The organism is Butyrivibrio sp. INlla18 (assembly GCF_900103635.1).
Lineage (GTDB): Bacteria > Bacillota > Clostridia > Lachnospirales > Lachnospiraceae > Butyrivibrio.
In genome coordinates this window covers 195,173-211,330 of sequence record NZ_FMXK01000003.1, presented here as the reverse complement: position 1 = coordinate 211,330, position 16,158 = coordinate 195,173, and the positions used below count along the sequence as shown (strand labels likewise).

Here is a 16,158-nt window from a genome sequence, read left to right as displayed (position 1 = left end):
TGTTGATTACGGACGTATAAGTTGGTAAAACTCATCCTCCGCTCCGATATTTTTTGTAGGGGATAGGCTTAAGAAAACGTATGCTCTACGCAATAACTACAAAAAATAAATCGCGGCGGCTAAGTTTCACCAAGCTTATACTGACTGTGATTAATAACATTCCGCAAAATCAAAAAGACATCTTTCTGTATTTATGAAAGATGTCTTTTAAAATACATAATAATGTGTGAGATGTAATCTGAATTATATTTTTACGCCTGTTTGCTATATTTTCTAGTTGATGGCGTATTTTCAAATATTCATTTACGTCTCTCTACCAATAACACACTATCCTGACGTAAAAAATGAAAATATATTACGTCTTTTCAGTAAAACAATCACTATAGACTTAAATCATCAATTTATTTTACGTCTCATCAGTAGAACAATCACTATAGACTTAAATCATCAAATTACTTTACGTCTTATCAAGAATAAGCTCGAATTAAGCGTAATCCCTCTCAAATACACTATGTCAATATCTAATAGACAAGTATTATAGACGTAAAATGCTGCTCACAACTTTCCTATATTCCCTTGTGAATAGTATCTTTTCCGAAGGCATCATTTAACTTTCTTGTCATTTCATCAAGCTTCTTGCGCTTTTCATCGGAAATAGCTGTAGATTTGATTGCAGATGAAACATCTTTTATTTCCTTAAAGTCATCAAAAAGATTCATCTGACGATAGGAACCGTCATCGAGTTTGGTGACGCCTACGCCTACAAGACGAACAGCATAGCCTTTGATAAAAAGGCCGTCATCCCCAAGAAGGAGCTTGTCTGATAGTTCCTTTGCGTAGCGAAGGATCTTGTCTGTATCGTTAATGGAACTTTCAATCTGCATCTGGCAAGAATGGCGTTTAAAATCTGTTGTCTTAACAGAAACGGTAACTGTTCTGCCATAGACTTCATCTCTTTTTAGGCGGTTTGATACGCTTTCTGAAAGATGCCTTAGTATAGGTATGATCTCTGAATCATAATTATCAGAATTAAGGTCAAAAGAAATTGTGGTCTCATTGGAATAGCTCTTGGCATCATCGTACTCTCCTGAGACATTGGTACTACCTATGCCGTTGGCACTGGCGTAGATATAGGCTCCGCCATTTTCACCAAGGATATTTGTGATAAATATGGGATCAGCCCCGGCTGCGTCCCCAATTGTCTTGATGCCAACACTTTTAAGTCTCTCTGCTGTTGCCTTGCCGCAGCCAAAGAGATCTCCTATAGGAAGTGGCCACATCTTCTCAGGTATTTCCTCTGGAAAAAGAGTATGTATCCTGTCTGGCTTGGTAAAATCACTTGCCATCTTGGCAAGGAGCTTATTGCAGGAAATGCCTACATTTACAGTAAAGCCAAGAGTATCTCTGATCTCGTCCTTGAGCTTTCTGGCTACGCAGATAGGGAAAGGCTCTTCTGGCGTCTCAAGGTCTTTGTAAACAGACCTAGTACCTGTCATATCCATAAATGCCTCATCTATAGATACCTGCTGGATAGTAGGTGCATATTTCCTAAGTATCTCGATGAAAGCATGTGAAAATCTGCGATAAGTAGCAAAGTCTCCCCTAACCATAACAAGCTTTGGACACTTCTGAAGTGCCTTAACAACAGGCTCACCTGTAACAATGCCGTACTTCTTGGCAGGTATAGACTTAGCTGTTATGATGCCATGCCTAGTCTTAACATCTCCTCCAACAGCCGATGGAATTGTGCGCAGATCAACGCTTCCTGGCTCTTCCTCTAGCTTTTTTAGAGCAGACCAGGACAAAAATGCAGAGTTGACGTCCACATGAAATATGATGTTGTCGTACTTACTTGCATCAACTTGATTCATATAAACATAATATTACAAACATTAGTTCGATACAAGTGATATTGCATTTTTCATATCTTCAGGAAGCTCAGCTTCAAAGGAAAGAGCCTCATTTGTTATTGGCTGTAAGAATTCCAAATGTGCAGCATGAAGGGCTGCACGCTCCATCCCGTGGTTATTTGATATCTCTTTTCCATAAAGACTATCACCCAAAAGAGGATGTCCAAGATAAGACATATGAACTCTGATCTGATGGGTTCTTCCAGTATCAAGAACCAGCCTTACCATGGCAAAGTCATCAAATTGCTGAACCACTCTATAATGAGTAATGGCTTCTTTCCCATCAGGACGTACTTCTCTTATCATTTTCTCTTTTGGATTTTCCCAGATTGGCTCATTTACCGTGCCTTCTTTTTCCGCAAACATGCCCTCACAGAGAGCCACATACTCTTTTCTCCTGGACATGTTCATGCACTGATCAGATAAAAGAGCTGCACTATGCCTGTTCTTGGCAAATATTAGAAGCCCTGAGGTCTCTCTATCAAGGCGGCCTATGACTCTCATGACGTGGTTCTGCCCAGTCTTTTTGTAGTAGCCCGCAAGGTAATTACTAAGTGAATCAGTGTAGTGGCAATAGGATGGATGAACCACCATATTTCCTGGCTTGTTGATCACAATAAGGTCTTCATCCTCATAAACAATGTCAAGAGGATGATCGCTTGGAATGATCTCTGAACCATTATCTATATCTTCATAGATTCGCACATATAACGTATCGCCCACCATAAGCTCATCTTTTAAAAAGATAGCTCTTTTCCCCAAAGGATCAGAATTTCCTGCATCATGACACATAACGCCATCCTCAAAAAGCTTACAGCGAGTGATCTCTCTACTTGATAACTTCATCCTTTGCTGCATGATATCACGGGCTAGCATTGGTCCATCTTCAGTTGTAACTGTATAAAAAAGTTCTCTATAATCGCTATTCATAAAACAAATAATAAATGATGATGCTAAAAAAAGTCAAAGAAAAGGACATGGTGCCTAGTCCATGCCCTTCGTGATGCTTTATTCATTATTGATCTCGATCATATCGATCCTGTTAACTACTCCGATGTCCTCAAGAACTCTGATCATCCTGTAAACTGTGGCCATTCCTACAGTCTTGTCCTTGGCCATTACCTGATAATAAATGTCCTTACAGGAGCTGTGGTCATTGCCCATTATCACATCAACTATAAGTCTTCGCTGCTTGGTGATACGGCAGCCGTTATCTTTAAGTCTGTCGATTACCTGTTCACTACTCATACTTTACTCCCCTTATCTGTGCTGCCAAAAATCAAATACGCCCTTCTTGTCATAAGGTATAGTCTCAGAATCCAGATAATGATAACCGGTTCTATCTATAGAATCTCCCAAAATACTTAAATCTATCACATCATCTGTAATAAAGGTTGCTTCTTTCTTTTTGCAACTAGCTGTAACCTTCTTTGCAGATGGAAATGTCTTTCTAATTGTTTCTTTGATATGTGTCTCACACATGGAGCACATCATGCCATCTATCTTAACTGTCGTCTTATACATAAGCTTTGTCCTTATACTTTTTCGAACTGCTTACTTCTTGGTTCTATGCTCTGTACCGCAACTACTACATCCTGAACAGTGACCATTACATCCACCAGAACATCCTGCACATCCACCAGATTTGATCTGGCCTAAAACATTCTTTCCACAAATATATACAAGTACACCTACGAACAGTATTGCTACTGCATTTCCTATAATTGTCGCCATATTCGCTCCTTTCTAGTACATCCCAGAGCTTTAAATATATTACACTTTCATTTCTTAATCTTGTTCTTATTAAAGCTTATCATTTCTGCCTATTTTCTGGTTTTCATTATATATAAGCAGTAATTCTTATTAGCAAATCTAAGACTTATATACAATTTTGCAGGAAATACATATTTCACGAGGATGTGTTAAAAAACGTCGGCACTTAGGCACTGTTTTTTAGTGCCTTAGTGTCCGTTACGTTTTTTACCAAGCGAAAGCGTCATCCAAGTGGAATATGTATTCCGCAAAAATCATTCATAGCCTTTATGCATTAGCCTTTACAGCCATTTCTCTGCCTTCGTTTTCTGAAGCTACATAGCCCTTTCTGAAAAGGAGGTAAAGAAGTGTTCCAAGAAGGATCACTGCTACGATAGTTCCAAAACCGAATGCAACTTCTCCAACAATAAGTCCACCTAAATTATAAACGATAAGTGCAAGTACATATGCCCAAACTGTCATGTAACCAATTGCTGCCCATGTCCACTTTGCATTGTTCATCTCACGCTTGATAGCACCGATTGCTGCAAAGCATGGAGCACAAAGGAGGTTAAAGATCATAAATGAGAATGCTGCGATTGGTGTGTAATCTGCTGCTACTCTCTCCCAGATCTGCTCACCTTCTTCGCCAAGTTCCTCTTCTGCATCATCATAAGCATAAAGAACACCGAAAGTTCCTACAACTTCCTCTTTTGCTACCAGACCAGTAACTGTTGCTACTGTAGGCTTCCAATTGCCAAATCCAAGTGGCTTAAATACAAAAGATACTGCATTACCAACGCTTGCAAGAAGTGAAGCATCCATAGCGTTTACATCTTCTTCTGGAATGTCCATCTTGTCTGCAAGCTCTGCCACATACTCATCTGTAATTACTGTCTCATCTTCAAAGAGATTATCAACAAGTCCAAAGTGTCCATTTACTGTACCAAATGCTGATAAGAACCAGATAATGATTGAAGAAATAACGATAACTGATCCAGCTCTCTTAATGAATGACCATCCACGCTCCCATGTAGCTCTGAGAACACCTACACATGAAGGAACATGGTATGCAGGAAGTTCCATAACAAATGGTGCTGGCATTCCAGCAAATGCCTTGAATTTCTTAAGGATGATACCTGAAAGAATGATTGAGCCAATACCAATGAAGTAAGCTGATGCAGCGATAAGTGGTGATCCACCAAATACGGCACCTGCAATAAGTCCAATGATAGGAAGCTTAGCTCCGCATGGCATAAATGTTGTTGTCATAAGAGTCATCTTACGATCACGCTCATTCTCAATTGTACGGCTGGCCATAACACCAGGAACACCACATCCTGTTGCAACAAGGCAAGGGATAAATGACTTACCTGAAAGACCAAACTGACGGAAGATACGGTCCATAACGAATGCTACACGAGCCATATATCCGATATCCTCAAGGATTGAGAGGAGGAGGAAAAGAACTAACATCTGAGGTACGAAACCAATAACAGCTCCAACACCTGCTACGATACCATCCTGAATCAGTCCGTAAAGAACTGTTCCCTCTTCTACGTGAAGAGCACCAAGAAGAGTATCAAAGAATCCTGGAACCCACTCGCCAAAGATAACGTCATTTGTAAAATCAGTAGCTCTTGTACCAATTGATACGCTCCAACCACCCATTGCAATTGCGTAGATAAGGAACATAACAAGAGCAAAGATTGGGAGGCCAAGGATTCTGTTAGTTACAATCTTATCGATCTTATCTGATACAGAAAGTTCGCCCTTTGCACGTCCTTTTTTAACTGCCTTTGATGTTACGCCTGTAATATATGTATATCTCTCATTAGTAATGATAGACTCAGAATCATCATCAAGTGATTTCTCGCAAGCCTTGATAACTTCTTCGATCTCAGACTTTCTAGCTGCAGAGAGCTCAAGAGCTTCCATAGCCTTCTCATCACGCTCAAAAGCCTTGATTGCATTCCATCTAAGGAAGTTATCATCAACTGAACCCTTTAAGATCTCTTCAATCTTTTCTACAGCTGCCTTAGCTTCGCCAGTAATCACTTCCTTGGCTTCAGCCTTTTTCTTGTTCTTTGCTAGGTCAACAGCTTTTTTAACAAGAGCATCTGTACCCTCGCTCTTAAGTGCTGAAAGCTCAACAACCTCGCATCCAAGAGCATCTGAAAGAGCCTTTACATCGATCTGGTCACCATTCTTACGAACAAGGTCCATCATATTAAGAGCAACTACCATAGGGATGTTAAGCTCAAGGAGCTGTGTTGTAAGATAAAGGTTACGCTCGATATTAGTACCATCAACGATATTGATGATAGCGTCTGGCTTCTCAGTTACAAGATATGTACGAGAAACAACTTCCTCAAGTGTATATGGTGAAAGAGAATAGATACCAGGAAGATCCTGAATAACTACATCCTTGTACTCGGCACCCTTAAGCTTACCTTCCTTCTTTTCTACTGTAACACCTGGCCAGTTACCAACATACTGCCTGCTACCTGTCAAATCATTAAATAAAGTGGTCTTACCACTGTTAGGATTACCCGCTAAAGCAATCTTGATTTCCATTTCTGCCTCCTAAAATAAACTTTTTCTTGTTAGCCCACGCTTACATGTGTGCAAAAAATCTTACTCAACCTCAACAAACTCAGCATCAGCTTTACGAACAGACAGCTCATAGCCGCGTACAGTAAGCTCGATAGGATCACCAAGAGGTGCTACCTTTCTCACATAAACTTCTGCGCCCTTAGTAAGACCCATATCCATGATACGGCGTCTTGTAGGTCCTTCCCCATGCAGCTTTACAACTGTAGCTGTTTTTCCAATTTCAACATCTTTTAATGTCTTCATTGAATCTCAATTCTCCCTTCAAATATGTATTTAGATAAAAATGCGGTTTGCAAGGCTCTTATCAAGAGCTATACGACTGTCTTTAACATTAACAATCATATTTCCACCATTCTTATTCACAACGTTAACCTTCTCACCAGCAACAAATCCAAGGACAGCAAGGTGCTGCTTGACTTCATCTGTTCCTGTGATCTTTTTGATAGTAACTAGTTGTCCAATATCAGCCATTGTTATAGGCATCATATTCACCCCTTTTCATATTCATAAGTTAGGCTTAGCTAACCCGCACGCGTTAGTAATTGCTAACTATATTTCGTAGTTAGATATAACTAACATTCGATAAAACGCCTTTAAATCTATATTCGCTTGTTACCCTTTGCTAACTCATGTATAGAATATTCTTTTTGATAATAAATGTCAATTGCATTTTTCTTAATATTTACAAAAAAAATGAGCCACTACCCCGTCCCCATGGCTCAAAAAATGGCTTACGCATTTTACTGCGTAAGCCATTTAATCTACATATTATATTAGAAGTATTTTTTATCCTTCATTCTCTCGATAGCATCCATTGCAAGTCTACTTCTCTCACATTCTGCAGCTGAAAGAGATATCTGCCATGCAAGTGGACTTCCCTTCATGTGCTCAGCGGCATAGGAAAGACCGTTAGTCCTCTCATCAAGGAAAGGCCTGTCTATCTGATTTGGATCACCAAGAAGGATGATCTTGGTATCCTTACCTGCTCTTGTGATGATACCCTTAGCCTGAGTAGGCGTCATGTTCTGGGCTTCATCAATGATGAGGTAAGTTTTAAGGATCGATCTTCCTCGAATGAAGTTCAAGGCTTCGCACTGAACTATTCCTCTTTCAAAGACTTCGTCAGTCTTGTCCTGAAGCTCTTTTTCATCCTTGTAGCGTTCTTCCTCATTGGAATCAATGAGCTGCTCAAGGTTGTCGATGATAGGCCTCATAAGAGGAGATATCTTTTCCTGCTCATCACCAGGTAAAAATCCGATATCATCATCAAACTGGGAATTTGGTCTGCAGACCAAGATCCTTCTGTACTCTCCAGTAGGTCTGTTGATCATCTTCTCAAGACCAACTGCCAGAGAATAGAATGTCTTGGCTGTACCAGCCATTCCCTTTACGATTACAAGCGGTGCCACATCAGCTGGCTGCATAAGCGCTTCCTGAAGAAAGTACTGTCCTGCATTTCTTGGCTTAACACCGTAGGGCTGACTCTTTTCAAATTCCAGCTTCTTGATAAAGCCTTTGCAAACACGGCCCATCTGAGTCTTATTGGTAGACTGATCCGCTCTTACAATTACAAACTCATTCTCATAGAGTTCAGGTGCATATTGATTGCCATTTTCATCACAGCAATAAACCTTGTCCACAGGAATTCCCTTTTTCTTAAAATCCTTGAAGACATCTTCGGGAGCAAAGACATCAATACGTCCGCTGTACTGCTCTCCGTGATCTGCCACCTGCTCTGTGGTAAAATCTTCTGACCTGATATTAAGGAGCTGTGCCTTAATCCTCATCAGAATGTCCTTGGTAACAAGAATTACCTGTTCCTTGGACTTGTCACTTAGACCCTTACACACTTTCAAGATACGGTTATCAGACTTGTAGTCTGCCATATCCTTGGGAAGCTCCACATCCTTAAAGTTCTTTTCAACTCTAAGAATTCCTCCATTGTCAAGCTTAACCCCTGCAACCAGATCGCCTGCTCCCCTTAGTTGATCGAGGATTCTGATCGCCTCACGTACATTCGCTCCTCTCTCGCCCTCATCTCTCTTGTGGGCGTCCAACTCTTCCAAGACTACCAGCGGAAGAACGACCTCGTTATCATCAAAGCACTTCAAGGCGTGTGGTGCCTGAATCAAAACGTTGGTGTCCAGTACGTAGATCTTCTTCATGCGTAGGTCCCCCTCTATTTGTATGACTTGTTATCTTATTATACCACATATTGTGGTACAGCAAGCATAAATATTCAATTTATCAAATGTCACTTAATAAGGAAAGCTTTTGCTGAGAAGTCCTTGTCAGCACTACCAAATACTACTTTTTCACCTGTTGGAATCTGGATTCCATTACGTTTTGCAAAGTCTTCAAGGCTCTCTGAATTCTCAAATCTGTGATATACCACAAGGCTCTCATCCCCAAGGGTTCTGATCACAAGCTGAGCGCTAGTTGGAGCGTTATAGCTCTCTGTTTCCTGCTTGAGAACAGTAGTCTTTCCATCCTTAATAATATGAGAAACCTGCTTATAAAAGGCTATAGCATCATCTACGATCTGCCACTGATGGTCACTTAGATCATAGATGTCGCCGCTAAGTCCCATCCTGCCTAGGAATGTTGCGCAGAATGAGTAAAAGAGTCTTTCATCAGAATCATCTTTCCTCATTACAGCCCAGATCTGGCTCTGCTCTGGCTTAATAACTCTCTGAACATTTGCTGCAATAATAGGAAGTGACTTAGTCTCATGAGCATCTGAAAAGCTTGCCATGGAAGCCTTGCTCATAAATGTAGGCTCTAGTCTGTGTCCGCCGCTTGAACAGTTCTCTATTACAAGCTCAGGAATCTCCTCTTTCATCTTGTCAAAGAATTCAAGAGTTCCAAGAACTTTTTTCCTGATATTCTCTCCCATGGACTCGTCGCCATCACAGCCCATTCCCATGGTGTCGTTGTAGTCAACCTTGATATATCCAAAGCCGTTATCCTTCAATGTATCGATAACATTAGTCTTTAAGTATTCCTTAACCCAAGGATCTTCCATATCCCAGAATCTCGTTGATGCAACAGTAAGCGGATAGCCGTCTTTTTTGACCATGTGGTCTGTTTCGGTCTCATAGTACTTGGTCTTTGGGCTTACTACCTCAGGCTCAAACCATATTCCAGGAATCATGCCCTTGTCTCTTACATAATCCGCAAGTTCCTTGAGTCCTCCTGGGAATCTGTCTAAATTAGTCTCCCAGTTGCCACGGTTTTCGTACCACTCTCCATTGTCATCAGCATACCACCCTGAATCCATCACAAGGTACTGTATGCCCTTTCCCTCAAGGCGGTCAGCAATCTTCTTGAGATTATCTATAGTAGGATTGCCCCAGGTTGTGCAGTATTCATTGAATGTGATTCCCATCTTGTCGTCAACAGGGCTGATGTTAGGGCTCTGAGCCTTTACCAGCTTGTCGCATACATCTTCAAGGGAGTCTCCCTCTGCAATAAGTGCCTTTGGCGCGGTAAAAGAGCTGCCTTTTGCAATAACCTTTGTCCAGTGGCCAAAATCTCTATCTGCAATACCGCCGTGGACAGTAACCACATCTCCAGACTTAACAAGTACCTCGATCTGCCAAGAACATGGTGAATATAGCAAAGCCGCTGTAAACTTACCAGTCTTGCTGTTTTCAAGTGCAACAAATGGGAAATACTTTCTGATAGGCATTGAGCCTACATTTCCAAACTTCTCGATTCTATATCCGTGGTCGCTCCAGGAATGCTCCATGTTAAGACTCTTGATACTATCTACGCGAAGCTTACCCTCTGCGCTCCAAAAGGACATAAGTCTATAAATCTTGTCTGCTTCTAACTTCTTTAACATAAAAGAAGTCATGAATTCAAGCGTGATATCTTTGTCTGAATCATTGATAACAGTGGTCTCAACTTCTGTCACATCAGACAATTCACTCTGTGTATGCGAAACCTTAAGAGAGAGCCCATCCTCAGTCTCATAAACTGTCATATCCTCTTCATCCATGACAATCTTTAGCCTGTCTGCAGTTCCGCTTCCAATCATGGACATACCACCAGTGTAGTTACCCTGGTATTCGTCCCCAATAATCTTGATTTCCCCGTAAGATCTGATTATTAAAAATACCTTCCAATACTAAAATTTAAACTATTTTAGATTTTAGCACAAAGTTCTTTAACATGAGAAGACCATCAGGAGTCATAATTGATTCAGGATGAAACTGAAGTCCGTATATTGGATATCCCTTGTGTTCCACCGCCATGATCTCGCCATCATCAGCAGTAGCTGTGACTTTGAGGCACTCTGGAAGAGTCTCTGGCAAAAGAGCCAGTGAATGATATCTAGCAACTTTGGCCCTCTTTGGAAGCCCTTTAAACATAGCAGACTCTGTATCAAGGTCTGTCTCTGACTGTTTGCCATGCATCAGCTCTTTTGCATGAGCAACTGTTCCGCCAAAGGCTTCGCAGATAGCCTGATGACCAAGGCACACCCCAAGGATCGGTATCTCTTTTCCCAGCTCTTTTACAATATCCTCGCAGATACCGGCTTCAGAAGGCTTGCCCGGTCCAGGAGAAAGAACTATCGCATCCGGATTCATATCCCTTATCTCATCTACTGTATAGGCGTCATTACGAACTGCCTTGATATCAGGAGTTATGGTTCCGATCAGCTGAAAAAGGTTGTATGTAAAGCTATCGTAGTTATCAATTATCAAGATCATAGTCGCTCTCCCTTTCTTTATTCGTTGGTATCACAGGCTTCTTTTATGGCATTTACCACTGCCTTTGCCTTATTTACGCACTCTTCAAACTCTTTTTCCGGAACAGAATCAGCAACTAGTCCAGCTCCGCTCCTTACAAATACTTTGCCGTTTTTCTTGTAGGCAAGTCTGATGGCAATGCAGGTATCAAGGTTTCCTGTAAAGTCCACGTAGCCAATGGCTCCGCCATAGATTCCTCTCTTGATGCCTTCAAGCTCATCAATGATCTCGCAGGCTCTGATCTTGGGAGCTCCTGATAGGGTACCAGCTGGAAGCACGCTATCTATAGCATCTATTGCTGTGAATTTATCTGAAAGCTTACCCTTAACAGATGATCCAATGTGCATAACATGGGAGTATCTTTCAATTTCCATATACTTTTCCACTTCCACAGTACCAAATTCACAAAGTTTCCCCAGATCATTTCTTCCAAGATCCACAAGCATGTTGTGCTCAGCCTTTTCCTTTTCGTCTGCAAGAAGCTCTTTTTCTAAAGCCTGGTCCTCTTCAAAGGTTGCTCCCCTTGGCCTTGTTCCAGCAAGTGGGAAGGTTCTGATCTCTCCGTCCTGTACCTTAACAAGGGTCTCAGGTGATGCTCCTGCGATCTCTGTATTGCCAGAAAAATAGAACATGTAAGGAGAAGGGTTTGTGGTCCTTAAGATCCTGTAGGTATCAAAAAGACTTCCCTCAAAATCTGCTTCCATGGGATTTGATAAAACAAGCTGGAAGATATCGCCTTCTACGATGTGTTCCTTTACCTTTAGAACCTTCTTACAATACTCTTCCTTTGAAAAGACATGCTTCATTTCGCTAAGAAGCTTTCCTTTTTCTACGTCCTTCATCTCACCATTTAAGATAAGGTCCTGCATTTCATCTATTCTTTTAATCGCTTTGTTATAGGCTTTTTCAAGGGCGTCTCCACCTGAAACTACTGGTGGCACCTTTACATTGGCTATCAGAAGTATCTTTTGCTTGAAGTTATCAAAGCAGATAAGGCTATCAAAGAGCATGAGATCCATATCATTAAAGTCATAGTCATTTCGAGCCTTGAAATGAAGGGACTTCTCTGCATACTGCATGTAGTCATAGGAAAAGTAACCTACAAGACCGCCTGTGAATGTAGGTGCGTCCTGTAATTTTGGAGCCCTATTTTCTTCAACAAGCTTCCTGATATAGGTACTTGGATTTTCTGTATCCATGGAGGTCTGTGCTCCATTTTCATCAGTTATCAAAAGCTCTTTTCCCTTGCTGGAAATCTCAAGTGTAGGATTGTAGCCAAGAAATGAATATCTGCCCCACTGCCTTGAATCCTCAACACTTTCAAGCAAAAACACATGGTCACTTACGTTCTTTAACTTCCTTAGGACCTGCACAGGCGTTGCCACGTCAGATAAGATCTCTCTGATGACTGGGATCAGTCTGTATTCGCCGCCTTCAGCTATTTTCTTTACTTCCTCTAATGATGTCTGGATCATACATGCCTCCTTTTCTCTTTGCCTTTTGGTACTATTGCAGACACACGCAAAGAAGCCCCCAGTAGAACTAAATGTTCTACTGAGGGCGAGTAATTAAAGTATACCCGTGGTGCCACCTCTATTTGTGTCGTACACACGCTCTTAAGGATACCAACATATCCCCGGCTGGTAACGGCAGCCAAACCGTCATAGGCTACTTGGTAAAAGACCTTTCGCTATGCCCTCAACGGACCATTTGCAAATCAGCGTTCTGCCCGGCTCGCACCTACCCGGACTCTCTGTGAGTGCCCCTTTCGCATCTTCCCGTCTCATCGGTTTTTAGTCTTATATTAAATTGAATTATACAGACCACCACTTAGTAGTGTCAATCACTTTTTTGTGATAAAGCAAAAAAGTATTATCTTTTCATAATTTTCTTTTGCTCCAAATAGTTATGAAAACTCATAAATGCCATCGATTAACCGTTTGTATTTTTCTTAATCAGTAAGTTAAAGCACTATCAAATTTGCCCTCATTCAGTTACAATATCACTTGGGAATTTTTCAATAACAAAAACGCTTATATTGGGAGGAAAAAATATGTATACTGTCATGCGTTACAAAAAGTACGCACACGCACCAGCCTGCACTTTTCTTAGCTGGATAGGAGGCTTTTTAGTTGCCATCGGAATTCCATGTACTATTCTTGGTGTCTTCTATCTAATTACTTCAGCATCAACCAGAGATAAAAATGACGCTACATATATCACTGTCGCAGGTATTGTCGGATTAGCATTAGGCTTTGCGATTAAAAAGCTTGCTGATTACCTAGCTACTGGCAAAGCCAAGAAAATCATATTAGCAAGAGGTCCTGTAAGAGATATCAGCATCTCTCCTACACGTATCGATGGTCGCTGCCTTTACATCAGCTGTCCAAAATGTGGCAACGAAGTAGAAGTTACAAACACATGTAAGGTTTGCGGCTCAGATATCTGGCATACAGATGTCTTATACAAAAAAGATATTGAGAACATCTGGAGTAGTCCTAATTACATCCAGATGCTAGAAAACAAGAACGAACAATACAAACAACAGAACGCATAATAAAAAGGCTAATGTGATTTAAAATCACATTAGCCTTTATTTTCACTTTATCATATGTCCACGATTATCGTACCAATGTCTGCCATCAGTAAGAACGTAATCTTCGTGATTCTTTATCCTATTCATATAATCTTCTATTGATCTAAGCGGTGTTCTAAACGCTGTTCCTCCACCAAATAGACTTGTGCTGTGCTGATCAGAGCCTGCAGTTCCAGGAAGATTATTGTCGTTAGCAAGTTTAACAGCCTTCTCATTCCAGATGCTGTGATCAACTGCTCCTTCTCTGTGAGAAAGGTGCCCTGCATTAAACATCTCTATACCATCTGCGTACTGTTCAAAAGTAAGTACTTCATCAATATAATCAGCTTCACGATATGGATGAGCATTTATCACCATTCCGCCAACTGAGTGAATAAGTTCATACTGCTCAGGAATTCCAGCTTCTCTTAGTTCTGGATGTTTTTTCATCCAATCAATAGTAAATCCATAAATAAGGAAATCATGACCACAGCCCTGCGTAGCCTCATATCCAAGGAATACAGGAAGTCCGATCCTATCGCCTTCCGCCTTGGCATTATGATACCCCATAAAGAACTTATCAAGCCACTCTTCCCAAGGAAGATTCCTGTCTACTGCAGTATTGCCTTCCCAGTTATGGTCAGTTACCATAACTCCGGCATATCCTGCTTCCTTATAAGCTCTCACCATTTCTTCTGCCGGACACATGCCGCACTTACTTCCCTCTGAAGTGTGCATATGTGTCTCATACAAATAAGGATAATCCGAAAGTAACTCAATCTTATTCATGTCTGTCCCTCGCTGTCTATCCATATAGTTTAATAAAAAACGGTTCATAAACGATAATAAACCATTTATGAACCATTTTCATCATATATATTGAGATTAAATCTCAGCTGCTCTCTTTAATGCATCGTCGATGTGTGGCTGGAAGTTTTCACGGCCAACAAGGTCTACGAAACCATCTTTTTCCATGGTGTTCATAGGCTGCTCGTTTACGTGAGAAAATACAAGCTGAACGTTGTTCTTTTTGCACTTCTCGTAGAGCTGCTCGAATGAATGCATAGCTGTTGCATCGATAGCTGGTACACCACGCATACGGATTACAAGAGCTCTTGTGAACTCTTTAAAACTGATTTCAGCGATCTGCTCTGCATCACCAAAGAACATAGGTCCGCTGATCTCGTAAACTCTTACGTGCTTAGGAATATCCTTAAGTCCAAGTCCGTCTGGATCATCTTCTGGATCATAGTACTTCCATCCGCGAACTCTTGATTCCTCGCTCATTCTCTTCATGAAGAGAAGGCAAGCAAGAACCATACCGATCTCGATAGCAACTACAAGGTCGAATACTACAGTAAGGATAAATGTAGTTACAAGTACAATGATATCGCTCTTTGGAGCTGTCTTAACAAGATGAGTAAATACCTTATACTGGCACATGTTATATGCAACCATGAAAAGAATTGATGCAATAGTTGGCATAGGAATAAGTGCTGCAAAAGGCATAAGTACAACAAGTACAAGCACAAGGCAGATTGAATGGATCATACCTGCGATAGGTGTTCTACCACCATTCTTGATGTTAGCTGCTGTACGGGCAATAGCGCCTGTTGCCGGGATACCACCAAACAACGCTGAACCGATATTACCAACACCCTGAGCTACAAGCTCCATGTTTGATCTGTGCTTGGAATCGATCATGCTGTCTGCAACTACGCAAGACAAAAGAGATTCAATAGCCGCAAGGATTGCAATTGTAAAGCCATCTCCTGCTACAGACTGGATAGTCTTAAAATCAAATGATGGAATATGAGGAGTAGGAAGTTTTCCACTTATCTCATAAAGATCACCAATTGTATTCACATTTAGTCCAAGGAACTTAACCATAAGGATTCCAACTATTACTGCAATAAGTGAACCAGGAATCTTCTGGTTTATCTTTGGCCATACGATCTGGATTGCAAGACAAACAAGTCCGACAACTAAAGCCCAGATATTAAGAGTTCCAATATTTGAAGCAATAGCCTTCACCTTATCAACTGTCTCAATTGTTGTAGTTCCAGCTGGGTATGTGAGGCCAAGGAAGTCTTTTACCTGACCAATTGCAATAGTAACAGCAATACCTGCAGTAAAGCCAGTTGTAATAGTGTATGGGATGAACTTGATAAGTGAACCAAGCTTGAACACGCCCATAAGTATCAGCAAAATACCAGCAAAGATAGTTGCAAGTGCAAGTCCCTCCATGCCCTTAGTAGCAACAATTCCTGCAACTATAGTTGCAAAAGCCGCTGTAGGACCTGCAATCTGTACTCTACTACCACCAAGGAAAGAGATGATAAAACCAGCAACGATTGCTGTGTAAAGACCTTCCTGCGGACCAACGCCAGAAGCAAGGGCAAGGGCAATTGAAAGAGGCAGTGCAATGATCGCTACAATGATACCTGAGATCAGGTCAGTAACAAACTGCTTGCCATTGTACCCTTTAAGTACAGTAAATAACATCGGTTTCAATCTTTCGTTTTCCATAATTTCCTCCACATAAAGC

General features: G+C 41.1%; 15 protein-coding genes. 1 reads left to right on the top strand and 14 read right to left on the bottom strand.

Translation table 11 applies throughout. The features are described from left to right. Positions 1 to 566 precede the first annotated feature (566 nt). The 12 genes from BLS24_RS00995 to trpE all read right to left on the bottom strand — a co-directional run bounded on the left by BLS24_RS00995 (position 567) and on the right by trpE (position 12,510). On the bottom strand, positions 567 to 1,871 hold the full coding sequence (locus tag BLS24_RS00995; RefSeq protein WP_091755255.1) for a DNA polymerase Y family protein: 1,305 nt from the start codon (positions 1,869 to 1,871) through the stop codon (positions 567 to 569). Between the two features lie 21 nt (positions 1,872 to 1,892). After that, entirely contained in the window at positions 1,893 to 2,840 is a 948-nt protein-coding gene (locus tag BLS24_RS00990) for an RluA family pseudouridine synthase (RefSeq protein ID WP_091755254.1), read from the bottom strand. A 78-nt stretch (positions 2,841 to 2,918) separates the two neighbouring features. Further along, positions 2,919 to 3,158 carry a Fur family transcriptional regulator gene (locus tag BLS24_RS00985; protein WP_071175803.1) on the bottom strand — a complete coding sequence of 80 codons (240 nt, stop codon included), beginning with the start codon at positions 3,156 to 3,158 and terminating at the stop codon, positions 2,919 to 2,921. Between the two features lie 12 nt (positions 3,159 to 3,170). Further along, positions 3,171 to 3,434 carry a heavy-metal-associated domain-containing protein gene (locus tag BLS24_RS00980; RefSeq protein WP_091755253.1) on the bottom strand — a complete coding sequence of 88 codons (264 nt, stop codon included), beginning with the start codon at positions 3,432 to 3,434 and terminating at the stop codon, positions 3,171 to 3,173. 30 nt (positions 3,435 to 3,464) lie between these two features. Next, positions 3,465 to 3,644 (bottom strand): hypothetical protein, encoded by a 180-nt coding sequence (locus tag BLS24_RS00975; protein WP_091755252.1) that lies wholly within the window; start codon positions 3,642 to 3,644, stop codon positions 3,465 to 3,467. Between the two features lie 306 nt (positions 3,645 to 3,950). Further along, positions 3,951 to 6,239 (bottom strand): ferrous iron transport protein B, encoded by a 2,289-nt coding sequence (feoB, locus tag BLS24_RS00970; RefSeq protein ID WP_091755251.1) that lies wholly within the window; start codon positions 6,237 to 6,239, stop codon positions 3,951 to 3,953. 60 nt (positions 6,240 to 6,299) lie between these two features. Beyond that, complete coding sequence (locus BLS24_RS00965) at positions 6,300 to 6,521, bottom strand: FeoA family protein (RefSeq protein WP_071175799.1); 222 nt, start codon at positions 6,519 to 6,521, stop codon at positions 6,300 to 6,302. Between the two features lie 30 nt (positions 6,522 to 6,551). Then, entirely contained in the window at positions 6,552 to 6,764 is a 213-nt protein-coding gene (locus tag BLS24_RS00960) for a FeoA family protein (protein WP_072701758.1), read from the bottom strand. A 287-nt stretch (positions 6,765 to 7,051) separates the two neighbouring features. Then, on the bottom strand, positions 7,052 to 8,443 hold the full coding sequence (locus tag BLS24_RS00955) for a PhoH family protein (RefSeq protein WP_091755250.1): 1,392 nt from the start codon (positions 8,441 to 8,443) through the stop codon (positions 7,052 to 7,054). 89 nt (positions 8,444 to 8,532) lie between these two features. Further along, positions 8,533 to 10,320, bottom strand: a complete 1,788-nt coding sequence (locus BLS24_RS00950) for a glycoside hydrolase family 36 protein (protein WP_242872198.1) — start codon at positions 10,318 to 10,320, stop codon at positions 8,533 to 8,535. A 97-nt stretch (positions 10,321 to 10,417) separates the two neighbouring features. Beyond that, complete coding sequence (locus BLS24_RS00945) at positions 10,418 to 10,996, bottom strand: anthranilate synthase component II (RefSeq protein WP_091755248.1); 579 nt, start codon at positions 10,994 to 10,996, stop codon at positions 10,418 to 10,420. Between the two features lie 17 nt (positions 10,997 to 11,013). Further along, positions 11,014 to 12,510, bottom strand: coding sequence for an anthranilate synthase component I (gene trpE / locus BLS24_RS00940; RefSeq protein WP_091755247.1), 1,497 nt, complete (start codon positions 12,508 to 12,510; stop codon positions 11,014 to 11,016). A gap of 578 nt (positions 12,511 to 13,088) precedes the next feature. Here trpE and BLS24_RS00935 point away from each other — a divergent pair. Then, on the top strand, positions 13,089 to 13,592 hold the full coding sequence (locus BLS24_RS00935; RefSeq protein WP_091755246.1) for a hypothetical protein: 504 nt from the start codon (positions 13,089 to 13,091) through the stop codon (positions 13,590 to 13,592). A 42-nt stretch (positions 13,593 to 13,634) separates the two neighbouring features. Here BLS24_RS00935 and BLS24_RS00930 read toward each other — a convergent pair whose 3' ends face one another. Further along, on the bottom strand, positions 13,635 to 14,399 hold the full coding sequence (locus tag BLS24_RS00930) for a PHP domain-containing protein (protein WP_091755245.1): 765 nt from the start codon (positions 14,397 to 14,399) through the stop codon (positions 13,635 to 13,637). Between the two features lie 96 nt (positions 14,400 to 14,495). After that, positions 14,496 to 16,139 (bottom strand): SulP family inorganic anion transporter, encoded by a 1,644-nt coding sequence (locus BLS24_RS00925; RefSeq protein WP_091755244.1) that lies wholly within the window; start codon positions 16,137 to 16,139, stop codon positions 14,496 to 14,498. Positions 16,140 to 16,158: the final 19 nt, after the last annotated feature.

Coding starts and splice junctions, on each gene's coding strand:
- BLS24_RS00995 (WP_091755255.1), bottom strand. CDS start 1,871: ATGAATCAAGTTGATGCAAGTAAGTACGACAACATCATATTTCATGTG.
- BLS24_RS00990 (WP_091755254.1), bottom strand. CDS start 2,840: ATGAATAGCGATTATAGAGAACTTTTTTATACAGTTACAACTGAAGAT.
- BLS24_RS00985 (WP_071175803.1), bottom strand. CDS start 3,158: ATGAGTAGTGAACAGGTAATCGACAGACTTAAAGATAACGGCTGCCGT.
- BLS24_RS00980 (WP_091755253.1), bottom strand. CDS start 3,434: ATGTATAAGACGACAGTTAAGATAGATGGCATGATGTGCTCCATGTGT.
- BLS24_RS00975 (WP_091755252.1), bottom strand. CDS start 3,644: ATGGCGACAATTATAGGAAATGCAGTAGCAATACTGTTCGTAGGTGTA.
- feoB (WP_091755251.1), bottom strand. CDS start 6,239: ATGGAAATCAAGATTGCTTTAGCGGGTAATCCTAACAGTGGTAAGACC.
- BLS24_RS00965 (WP_071175799.1), bottom strand. CDS start 6,521: ATGAAGACATTAAAAGATGTTGAAATTGGAAAAACAGCTACAGTTGTA.
- BLS24_RS00960 (WP_072701758.1), bottom strand. CDS start 6,764: ATGATGCCTATAACAATGGCTGATATTGGACAACTAGTTACTATCAAA.
- BLS24_RS00955 (WP_091755250.1), bottom strand. CDS start 8,443: ATGAAGAAGATCTACGTACTGGACACCAACGTTTTGATTCAGGCACCA.
- BLS24_RS00950 (WP_242872198.1), bottom strand. CDS start 10,320: ATGATTGGAAGCGGAACTGCAGACAGGCTAAAGATTGTCATGGATGAA.
- BLS24_RS00945 (WP_091755248.1), bottom strand. CDS start 10,996: ATGATCTTGATAATTGATAACTACGATAGCTTTACATACAACCTTTTT.
- trpE (WP_091755247.1), bottom strand. CDS start 12,510: ATGATCCAGACATCATTAGAGGAAGTAAAGAAAATAGCTGAAGGCGGC.
- BLS24_RS00935 (WP_091755246.1), top strand. CDS start 13,089: ATGTATACTGTCATGCGTTACAAAAAGTACGCACACGCACCAGCCTGC.
- BLS24_RS00930 (WP_091755245.1), bottom strand. CDS start 14,399: ATGAATAAGATTGAGTTACTTTCGGATTATCCTTATTTGTATGAGACA.
- BLS24_RS00925 (WP_091755244.1), bottom strand. CDS start 16,139: ATGGAAAACGAAAGATTGAAACCGATGTTATTTACTGTACTTAAAGGG.